The 9,145-nt window shown below is 67.8% G+C and carries 13 protein-coding genes; all 13 read right to left on the bottom strand.

The features are described from left to right. Positions 1-73: 73 nt before the first annotated feature. The 13 genes from MXD95_RS06755 to MXD95_RS06695 all read right to left on the bottom strand — a co-directional run bounded on the left by MXD95_RS06755 (position 74) and on the right by MXD95_RS06695 (position 9,015). Positions 74-1,285, bottom strand: a complete 1,212-nt coding sequence (locus MXD95_RS06755; protein WP_250639680.1) for a DNA polymerase III subunit beta family protein — start codon at positions 1,283-1,285, stop codon at positions 74-76. A 25-nt stretch (positions 1,286-1,310) separates the two neighbouring features. Beyond that, the gene (locus MXD95_RS06750) at positions 1,311-1,937 is read right to left on the bottom strand and encodes a hypothetical protein (RefSeq protein WP_250639679.1); all 627 of its coding nucleotides are present in this window, start codon (positions 1,935-1,937) and stop codon (positions 1,311-1,313) included. 373 nt (positions 1,938-2,310) lie between these two features. Next, complete coding sequence (locus MXD95_RS06745) at positions 2,311-3,540, bottom strand: DNA polymerase III subunit beta family protein (RefSeq protein ID WP_250639678.1); 1,230 nt, start codon at positions 3,538-3,540, stop codon at positions 2,311-2,313. Between the two features lie 218 nt (positions 3,541-3,758). After that, positions 3,759-4,130 (bottom strand): hypothetical protein, encoded by a 372-nt coding sequence (locus tag MXD95_RS06740; protein WP_250639677.1) that lies wholly within the window; start codon positions 4,128-4,130, stop codon positions 3,759-3,761. A 260-nt stretch (positions 4,131-4,390) separates the two neighbouring features. Then, entirely contained in the window at positions 4,391-4,702 is a 312-nt protein-coding gene (locus MXD95_RS06735; RefSeq protein ID WP_250639676.1) for a hypothetical protein, read from the bottom strand. 402 nt (positions 4,703-5,104) lie between these two features. Next, on the bottom strand, positions 5,105-5,416 hold the full coding sequence (locus tag MXD95_RS06730) for a hypothetical protein (protein ID WP_250639675.1): 312 nt from the start codon (positions 5,414-5,416) through the stop codon (positions 5,105-5,107). A gap of 42 nt (positions 5,417-5,458) precedes the next feature. Beyond that, a complete protein-coding gene (locus MXD95_RS06725; protein ID WP_250639674.1) occupies positions 5,459-5,965 on the bottom strand; it encodes a hypothetical protein in 507 nt (168 codons plus the stop codon). An 84-nt stretch (positions 5,966-6,049) separates the two neighbouring features. Beyond that, positions 6,050-7,057 carry a TIGR03299 family phage/plasmid-derived protein gene (locus MXD95_RS06720; protein WP_250639673.1) on the bottom strand — a complete coding sequence of 336 codons (1,008 nt, stop codon included), beginning with the start codon at positions 7,055-7,057 and terminating at the stop codon, positions 6,050-6,052. Positions 7,058-7,159: 102 nt separating this feature from the next. Beyond that, a complete protein-coding gene (locus MXD95_RS06715; protein WP_250639672.1) occupies positions 7,160-7,543 on the bottom strand; it encodes a hypothetical protein in 384 nt (127 codons plus the stop codon). Further along, the gene (locus tag MXD95_RS06710; RefSeq protein WP_250639671.1) at positions 7,540-7,923 is read right to left on the bottom strand and encodes a hypothetical protein; all 384 of its coding nucleotides are present in this window, start codon (positions 7,921-7,923) and stop codon (positions 7,540-7,542) included. Before MXD95_RS06710 ends, MXD95_RS06715 begins: the two co-directional genes overlap by 4 nt. Before the next feature lie 54 nt (positions 7,924-7,977). Further along, the gene (locus MXD95_RS06705; protein ID WP_250639670.1) at positions 7,978-8,322 is read right to left on the bottom strand and encodes a hypothetical protein; all 345 of its coding nucleotides are present in this window, start codon (positions 8,320-8,322) and stop codon (positions 7,978-7,980) included. Then, positions 8,319-8,750: a hypothetical protein gene (locus tag MXD95_RS06700; RefSeq protein ID WP_250639669.1), complete on the bottom strand. Its 432-nt coding sequence runs from the start codon at positions 8,748-8,750 to the stop codon at positions 8,319-8,321. Before MXD95_RS06700 ends, MXD95_RS06705 begins: the two co-directional genes overlap by 4 nt. A 55-nt stretch (positions 8,751-8,805) precedes the next feature. Continuing rightward, on the bottom strand, positions 8,806-9,015 hold the full coding sequence (locus MXD95_RS06695; RefSeq protein ID WP_250639668.1) for a hypothetical protein: 210 nt from the start codon (positions 9,013-9,015) through the stop codon (positions 8,806-8,808). Between the last annotated feature and the right edge of the window lie 130 nt (positions 9,016-9,145).

Here is a 9,145-nt window from a genome sequence, read left to right as displayed (position 1 = left end):
ATCGTCCCAGGTCAGAGGGCACTTTCTTGTTCACCACGCCGATCACCGGGCAAATCGGACGGTGCATCCAGGCTCAGGGGAGCCGGACGGGCATCAGCAGATGCCGGTACGGCACCGTGCTCGCGGTCTGCTCGTCAGGAGAGGTGAACAAGACTCCCGCCTCGGTGCTCGACCGGCCGTGGAACGTGACGGTGTCGCCGGGCAGCGCGGCGAGGGCGTCCCGCAGATAGGCGGCGTTGAACGCCCAGCGGACGGTCCCCTTCGTGACTGAGGTCGTCGCGGGCAGGGTTGGGGCGCGGACCAGCGCGTCGTTCTCGGGCAGTAGCGGTGCGACCTGGAGCCCGTTCGGGGTGAGCGTGAGCGTCGTGATCGGGCCGCGGGTCGTGCGGCGGGCGGCGAGGATCGCCAGGACCCGTGCCACATGGCCCAGCACCAAGGTCCGGTCGAACGTGGCGGTGTGCTGGGCGTCGAACTGGCGAAGCACCTTGTGCCACGGGGGGAAGCCGCCGACGGTCTCGACCAGACTCAGGGTGCTCTGGCCGCAGGTGAGGTTCACCCGGTCGGCGTCGCGTGTCCGGCCGATCGTCACGGACGGCCCGGTCCAGGTCGTGGCGCAGGCGGCGAGGATCGTCGCGGGAAGGAGCATGGCCTGTTCGCCCGTCCCGGTAGTGGTCGCGGGCAGATGGTCGATGGCGAGGCGATACCGGTCGGTCGCGGCCAGGGTCGCCAGACCGGGTGTGAACGTCAGGTGTACGCCGGTGAGGACCGGAAGGGTGCCGTCATGTCCGATCGCTGGTAGGACACGGTGCAACGCCGTGAGGAAGGCGGGCCGCTCGACGGTGCCGATCGTCGGCGCGGGCTGGCAGTCTCCGGGATGTTCCCGCGTGGGAGAGCCGTTCAGCGGAACCGAATAGGCGCCGACCGTGATGACGGGTGTGGTGGGACAGGAACCGTCGAGGAGAACCGGCACATCGTCGGTATCACGGTGACGGTCACCGCGGACCAGCGCCGTGCACATCCGGGCCAGCGCCCGACCGTCGACCAGAAACCTGCCGGCGGACCGGGCGACGCCGGACAGACGCACCGTGACCGTCGCCGTAGCACTGGCACCGGTCACGGTGAGCCCCCCTTCCTCGTCGCCGGTGACCAGCGTGGCGTTGTAGGGCGGTGGGCTCTTGCGGTCGATGACAGTGCCGGCTACGGTCAGCGCCGCGAACAGCTCCCCGTAGGGGACGATGGCGGTCGCCCCCGCCGCCGCGACGGCGGGTGGGACGATGACAGTCATTGCTGTCCTTCCATGGGATAATCGACTAATCGACGGGTGGAAGTGCGGCTAGAAATTTCGCGATCTTGACGGCGTGATTAGCATGCACAGAGAATCTGAACTCGACCTGGCCCCATGGCATGGGATCGGCCCGGAACTTTCGGATCACGGTCTCGGGGTGGGTCCAGAAGAAGGCGATCGGAGTCCACACGGATCGCGCGAGTGCGCTGGCATTCGCATCGAGCCCCCTCCAGGGGAGGCCGAACGCGGTCATGATGTCGCGCGCGATCACCTCGGCGCGGGCTTGCTCTCTGGCCCGGTCGGCCAGGATCTCGCTCACCTGGGCGAGGTCCACCTCATATTTTGGCAGTAGGTAGCGGGTGAGCTGTCGGGCGAGGGCCGTGGACGACCTGGTCGGGGCGGCGTAGCACGTGTGCCTGACTGGCTTGGCGCCGTGCTCGCGGGCTCCTGGCGGGTACACACCCGAAAATTCGATCTTGCCCTTCTTTTGAGGGGATCGCGCCGGGTGAACATAAATCTTGCACGCCGAATTCGACTTTCTGACCAGGTAGGCGTCCTGCGGCTGGTCGCCTGCCTGAGCTTTCCAGTCCTCACCCAGATCCGTGGCGATGCTTTCGGCTAGCATCGGGATCGTTCGGCCTGTGTCGGTCATGGCTTTCCATTCCTTTGATCGGCTGGCTATCAGACAAAGATCTGCCGATAGGGTGATCAGGAGTCCTCGTCGCCGTTCCGTTTGGGTGCGGGTTTCGTGGTCCGCCGAACCCTTCGGCGTGGCGTCGCCGGACGTGGCGGTGCGTTCGTGCTGAGGCGGGGCGCCAGCCGCCGACCGCGACGGCAGCCCGTCACGGGCTGAGTGCGTTGGCTTGACCTGGCAGAACGTGCACGACAGGTCGGCTTTTCGATCCGAGGCGGAAATCCGCAGGGGTTTCCCGCTTCCCAGCTCGCGACCCGATGCGGTGGCCGCCGACATTCGTACCTGTCGTATGAGAGCGTGGAGGTGAGGGTCGGCGCTCTTCACAACAGGGTCAGTGTTGACGGATGGGCATCAGTAAATGCCGATAGGACGGAACGCCTGCCGTCCGCCCGGTCGCCGAGAGGAACAGTACGCCTTTGTGATCGTTCGACTGTCCGCTGAACGTGACGGTGCCGAACGGGAGCGCGGCGAGGGCGTCCCGGACGTAGGCGACGTTGAACGCCCAGCGTACGGCGCGGTCCGTGACCGAGGTCGCCGCTGGCAGGAGCGGGGTACGGACCCGCTCGCCGTGCGTGGGAAGTGCCGGCGCCACCCTTAGCCCGTCCGGACTCACCGTCCACGTGATGATTTTGATGTGGTCGGTGACCTGGGGATGGGCGCCGAGGATCGCCGCGACCGTGCTCACGTGGGCGTGAACTGTCGCCCGGTCGAACGTGGCGGTATGCGCGCCGGTGTTCGTCTCGATCAGCTTGCGCCAGGACAGGGGGCCGCCGTCGATCTCGACGAGGCTCGCGGTGGTCCGACCACAGGTGAACGTGACCCGGTTGGGCTCGCGGGTGGATTCGGCGCGGTGACGTCCGATCGTCACCGACGGTGCCGTCCACGTCTGGGCGCAGGCGGCGAGTGACGCCCCGGGCAGTGTCAGGTCCGTGGCTGGCGCTGTCACGGTGGCGAGCAGGGATTCGACGGCCATCCGGTACCTGTCGGAAGCGATCACGGTCAGGTGGCCGGGTGCGAGAGAGAGACCGATACCGGTGAGGAGTGGGAGCATGGGGTCGCGGCCAACGGCAGGCAGGACACGGTCAAGGGTGGCGCGGATCGCTGCGCGTCCCACCGTGGCGATCGTCGGTGCCGGCCGGCAGTGGCCGGGGTGACCCTGCGCGGGCAGGCCGGCGAGCGGGATGGTGTAGTCGCCGATCGTGACGGTGGGGGCGGTCGGATCGGACCCGTCGAGCAGGACGGGCCGGTGGTCACTGTCGCGGCGGTTCTCGCCGCGCACCAGCGCCTTGCATGTCCGGGTCAACGCCCATCCATCGACCAGGACCCGGCCGGTCGACCGGGCGGCGCCGGGCAGGCGAACCGACACGGTCGCGGTGGTGCTGGCACCGGTGAGACGGAGGGTTCCGTCCGGCGCGCCGGTGATCAGAATGCCATGTAACGGCGGAGGGCTCCTACGGTCGCAGACGGCGCCGACCGTGGTCAGCGCTACGCGGAGGTCCCCGAAGGGCACGACCGCGGTGACCCCGGTCCGCGCGGCGGCGGCCGGCGAGAGGACAGTCATGATGATCTCCCAGGGGAGAGGGATCGCGTGGCCGTCGGCCGGGCCGTTGGTCCGGGGCGACGGCGCGCGGGACCAACGATCAGCGGTGCCGGTCCGCGTTCATCTGACACAGACGGGAGATGATCGGTCGTCGGCGGATCCGAGCGGTATACCGGGGACCGTGTCGTCCCGGATGACGTGCGTCTGTCCCGGCATACCGTGCGACTAGCGCGGGCCACTTACTCGAGACGTTCGGCGTCGACGCGGATGAGGTAGCCGTGGTCGAAGTCGCTTTCAATGGCGCCATCGATCGCGGCGAGGTTCGCGACCTCGTCACACACCTCGTCCCAGCCGTCCGGGGCGCTATCCGGGGCGACGGGGATCGACGCGCCGTCAGCCAGTAGCACACCTTCGGCCGAGGCAGTCGGATACTCCTCCCAGAGGACATCGCACATCACCGCCACCGCAGTCGGCCAGATTCGATGGACAAGCTCGGCGAGCCCGCTGTCATCGCTGGTGATCCTCCGACGTAGTTCGGTGTTGATCGCGGACAGGGCGTCGTCGAGCTCAGCGCCATCGGCGGTCGCGAGCGTGGACAGGTCGAACAGCATGGGCCTTCCTCCTTCGGGCGGCGGACGGCGCGGGAGAGGTGGGATGCGAGCAGGCAGATGAGCTGGTCGTTTCAGCGACGGTCTCCGGTCGCCCAACGGCGCGGTAAACGGGCGCGGTCTACGGCGATGCGCACGCCGACCCGGACGGGGCGGCGGTGAGCCCGGCCATGAGCGGCTCCCGTGCGGAAAGGGATGTGGGGTCGACCAGGAATGCCCCGGACGCGGTGGCCAGCCCGCGCGTGGACCGAAACGGCGAACGATCAGACGATTTCCCAGGCCCACGCGTAAGCGCCGATGTAGTACAGGCCGTCCTGCGGGTCGGGCTCGACCACGGTCGTGTGCCCCAGGGTGCTGTGCACCCGGACCGTGCCATCATCACCAATTGTGATCATTTCGATCTCGTCGGCGGGCACCGTCTCGGCGATGGCGGCGGTCTCGGCCGCCAGTTGATGAACCTGTTCCAGGGTGAAACCCGGAACGGCGAAACCGTTCCAGCTGTCGTCGCTGGCCGGGACCTCGTACTCACTGAAGACGTCACTGATAGTGACATGCATCGTTCGCTTAGACGTCATGAGCATTCCTTGGTTAGGTATGGCGGCACACAGGGTGGAAGGAGGCCGGCCGATCACGAGAGCGCCGGGGGCAGCGGGTGCGGCGGCTCATGGGACATCGGCTCGCCCGGGTACGGCAGGTGCATCACCAGCCGTTCCGCGAGCGAGCTGTCCGCGTCGTCCGACACCCGCCGGATCGACGGACTGAGAGCGATCGCGTCGCCCGGCCCGTCGGTACTGATCCCGGCGCTGTTCCGCGCCGGCGGGGTAGTCGGACTCGTCGTCGCTGTCGAAGCCGTGCGCCGTGGCGACGGGATTCGCCCCGCAGGCGGAGCAGCGATACCCGACATCGGTGATGCGGGGCCGACCGGGCACGCCCCGGGCGCGGTGGCCGGCCCGCGCGTGGACCGAGACGGCGGCCGATCAGACGATTTCCCAGGCCCACGCGTAAGCGCCGATGTAGTACAGGCCGTCCTGCGGGTCGGGCGTGACGGTCTGCGTGACCTGCCCCGCGGTGGCGTGCATCGTGACGACACCGTCCTCGGAGACACTGATCGTCTCCTGGTCGTCAGAACCGACCGCGAGGTTATCCCGATCTAGGTCGGCGGCGATCTGGTGCACCTGTTCCAGGGTGAATCCCGGAACCGCGCACTCAATCCAGCGCCTGCCGGTGTCCGGCACGTCGTACGGGCCGAGACCTTCCACCGCGACGCGCATCGTCGGGTACTCAGTCATTGTTTGATCTCCCTTCTGATGGGGGGTGCGTCCTCGGCCGGATCAGGCGGGGGTGAGGTGGGTGTGGTGCGCCGGGATGGGCTGGCCGAGGACGAACGTGCCGGGGTGCAGCGGGTGCATCTGGTCGTGTGGCATCGGCTGGTCCGGGTAGGGCAGGTGCAGCAGCAGCCGGCCCGCGTACGGACTGTCGATGTGGTCGGGGACCCGCCGGACGGTGATCTCGAATGCGCCGCGCGGGTCGGCGGTCGACAGGCTCAGGGTGATCGCGTCGTCGGTTTCGTTGGTGCGAATACCGGCGCTGTTGCACCACGACAGCGCCACCCGCTGCGGGATGTGCGCTCCGGTGTCCCCCGCATCCGAATCGTCTGGCGCGTGGGCAGGGCAGTCGCGGTCGCCGTTACCGTCCTCGAAGCCGCCCGTCGTCTCGGCGAGATCCGCCCCACAGGCGGAGCAGCGGAACTCGGTGGAGGTGTCGACGGTCAGTTCGATGCTGCTGTCCTCTTCCAGGCTGTTCACGGTGATGCCGTCGACGGTCAGTGCGGCGTACATCGCGGAGTGCGACTCCTTCCGGGCAGGTGCGCCCAGCACTGACGCCCCGCCATCGGGGCGTCAGTGCTGGGCATGTGGATACCGTCAGGCGGGCAGCAGGGTGCGCAGCGTGGCGACGGTGGTGCCATCGAGCTGGTCGGCCCCTCCGGTCACCGCGCGCAGCATGTTGCGTTCGGCGCGGGACGCACCACGCACGGGCTGTTCGTGGTGGGTGTAGGTGTTGACCGCCTGCAGCACACCCCAGCCGGTGTTCCGCCACGGCGACACCCGCTCGTCGTGGTCCCACAGCCGGGCCAGGCTGTCGCGGTGCTTCTCCGCGCTGGTCCGTCCCCGCCCCTTCTCCTGCGGCATGGGTGCGTGGGCGTCGAGGAACGCCGCCCACTGCCGGTCGGACACCTCCAGCGCGCACAACTCGGCAACCTCAGCGGCGAAGTCGTCGGCGATCGTGTGCACGATCGCGAGTGCCTGGCGGGCCTCACCCAACCGCAAATGCGACCGGGCCGAATGCTTGACCTTGGTCTGCTGGCCCTTCTCCCGCAGGCCCGCACCCATCGTGTTGTCACACACCACGTTGGTCACGACCCGCTTGTAGGTCGTGGCCAAGCTCCCGTCGAAGCTCGTGGTGGCCAGCAGGTTCGGGCGGAACGCCACCCCCTCCGGGGTCGTGATCGTGTCGGGAACCTCCACCGACACCCACGCCACCGCACCGCCGCGCAGCAACCCCGCCGACCCGATCGCAAGATCGCCGTCGAGGAGCTGCCCGACGTTGTCGACCAACCACTGCTGATACGGATGCGGCTGATAGCCGTCACTGAAGATCCCCATCACGCTTCCGGTGTCGGAACGCACGATCGCCTTGCGGTCCGGGACGACATCGATTCCACCGGTGACCGGGGACTCCACGTAGATCGGGGTTTCGAGGGCCTCCCAGGCGAACAGCCGGCGCCCGACGTCCTCGACCGGGATCGGCCCCGCATAGTGGTTGGTCTCGCCCTGCTGCTGGTCGGCGCGGTAGTGCCAGGCATGGCCGCGCCGGTCGGTAAAACCGATCAGCGTGTTGCTGTTCAGCCACGCCAACGTCTCTTTCGACATCGGGATTCCTTTCCTCGCCACGGCATAGGGGGTAGGGCGGCGTCGTGCGGGCAGGCCGAAGGGCCGCCGGACGATGTCCGGCGGCAGACCTCCGGCAGGGAGCTACGAAGCGGGGATACGGGCCGGACGCAGATCCGCGCGGGCCTCGGCGAGCGACGACCATCGACGGACCTGGCTGCTGTCCGGGTAGGTACGGGCGCGGGCGATCTCCACCGCGCGGTCCGGATCGAGGACCGACGCGTCGATCACGTCGAGGATGTTCCAGGCCATGTGAGCGACAAGGGTCGGCCGTCCGCCCGGCCACATCTCCTCATACGCACGGACCCGCCCGTCACGGGTCACCGACCGGATCACGATCAGTTCGATGTGGACGGCGTCGGGGCCGCCGCCGGTCAGCGGCTCCCAGTGCGGCGACAGCAGCAGCGCGACATGGCCCCGCCGTGCTGGCGCACCGTTCGCGAGCGGCAGCGACTCAACCCGGCTCACGACAGATCCCCGGACAGGAGCAGCCGGGCCGCGGCCGGGGCAGGGTCCTCGCGTTCCTGCGCAATCAGGTCCCGGATCTGTACCGCCAGGTAGTCAGCGGGGTTCGTCAGAAGAAACTCGTCGTCGGCCCAGACGATCGACCCGGCCAGCGCGGTGGTCTCGACCACCACGCCCCCGCGCCCGTCCGTGCGGTACCGGCGCGCGCAGCACGGGCACTGCACCACCGTCGTCAGCACGTAGGCCGACCACGTCCCATCCGCGAAATGCTCCCGCTCCTCGGTGATCACATCGAGATCACCGGCCTGGGACAGGTAGTAGTCAAAATCATCGTCGATGAAGACCCCGATCCGCGCCGTGGGGTCCGCGAGCACACCGAGCATGGCACCACCTTGAAAATGGGAGGACAGAAAGCAAAATGGAGCAGCGGTGCCGGGCTACGCGCCGGTCAGCCGCGTCCAGATGTCGCGGCACTCGGGATCGCTGAACCCCTGCGGATGCGCGGACGTCTCCCGCATCTCCCCGGCATAGTAGCTCAGCGTGACCGTTCCACTCCACCAGCAATGCGGCCCCGGATAGGGCCAGCCCGACGGCTCCGTAACCGCGAGATCACCGAGCCTGGTGACAGCAAGGTCCACGGCGCTGAGCCCGTCGGCACGGTCGAACTCGTCCGGTTCGCAGTCGAGATCCTCGGACCATTCGTCGTGCGTGTCGATATCCCCGTCGTGGATCGCGTCGTCGTAGTAGTCGCGATGGAAGACACGCAGATGCCGGCCGGTCACAGGATCTGCACCTTCCAGCTATCGGCGTCGTCTTCCTCTCCGGAGATCTCCAGAACGATGTCGCCATAGCCGGTCGCCTGTTCGTGCAGCCGGTCCCCCTCGTCGCCGTAGCCGCGGTCCCACAGGCCGGTGCCCTGCCGCTGCCGCGACAGGACCCAGTCCTGGCCCAGACTTTCGGGCGCCGGAGCACGATCACCAAGACGCTCGACCAGCAATGACAGATCGGCGGCGGCGCCGTCCAGGAAGTCACGGATCTCGTTTGCGGGATCGCCGCGCAGATACTCGGTTTCTGTTCCGTCGAAACCACTGCCGTACAGATTCGTAGTCTCGTCCGGCGACCATTCGACCATCGCCAATTCGATCAGCTCGCGCCACGCTCCCCGCTCAAAGCGGCACACGAACTCATCCGACAGAACCTCACAGGTCACAGACCCTCCCTCGAAATGAAGGTCGACAGGTGTTAAATGTTCGCCCCGTAAGCGACTAGCGCCAGATGATCAAAAGGTCGCCACGAATACCGCGCGCCTTGAGCGCGCACGGTTTGTCCGTCCACTCCAGGCTGAACTTATAGATATCGCAGTCACAGCCGTGGTAGATCGACGCCAGACGATCCAGCAGCGTCAGGAAGTGATCCAAGCCGCGCCGCCGGACGATCGCGAGGGCACGCTCACGATCGGCAAGAATGTCGTACACAGACCCACCTTCCTTGGCGCAGCCGGATACACGCTCACCGGGCAGGCTCGGGCGTTTCCACCCGCTACCTTGTTACGCGCCCGGAAGCGCTCCGACCGTCCGGCCGGATACACGCTCACCGGGCAGGCTC

The organism is Frankia sp. AiPa1 (assembly GCF_023243075.1).
GTDB lineage: Bacteria > Actinomycetota > Actinomycetes > Frankiales > Frankiaceae > Frankia.
The sequence above is the reverse complement of the archived record's forward strand: the minus strand, read 5'-3'. Positions and strand labels throughout refer to the sequence as shown.

Coding starts and splice junctions, on each gene's coding strand:
- MXD95_RS06730 (WP_250639675.1), bottom strand. CDS start 5,416: ATGACTGAGTACCCGACGATGCGCGTCGCGGTGGAAGGTCTCGGCCCG.
- MXD95_RS06755 (WP_250639680.1), bottom strand. CDS start 1,285: ATGACTGTCATCGTCCCACCCGCCGTCGCGGCGGCGGGGGCGACCGCC.
- MXD95_RS06750 (WP_250639679.1), bottom strand. CDS start 1,937: ATGACCGACACAGGCCGAACGATCCCGATGCTAGCCGAAAGCATCGCC.
- MXD95_RS06735 (WP_250639676.1), bottom strand. CDS start 4,702: ATGACGTCTAAGCGAACGATGCATGTCACTATCAGTGACGTCTTCAGT.
- MXD95_RS06710 (WP_250639671.1), bottom strand. CDS start 7,923: ATGCTCGGTGTGCTCGCGGACCCCACGGCGCGGATCGGGGTCTTCATC.
- MXD95_RS06745 (WP_250639678.1), bottom strand. CDS start 3,540: ATGACTGTCCTCTCGCCGGCCGCCGCCGCGCGGACCGGGGTCACCGCG.
- MXD95_RS06720 (WP_250639673.1), bottom strand. CDS start 7,057: ATGTCGAAAGAGACGTTGGCGTGGCTGAACAGCAACACGCTGATCGGT.
- MXD95_RS06725 (WP_250639674.1), bottom strand. CDS start 5,965: ATGTACGCCGCACTGACCGTCGACGGCATCACCGTGAACAGCCTGGAA.
- MXD95_RS06740 (WP_250639677.1), bottom strand. CDS start 4,130: ATGCTGTTCGACCTGTCCACGCTCGCGACCGCCGATGGCGCTGAGCTC.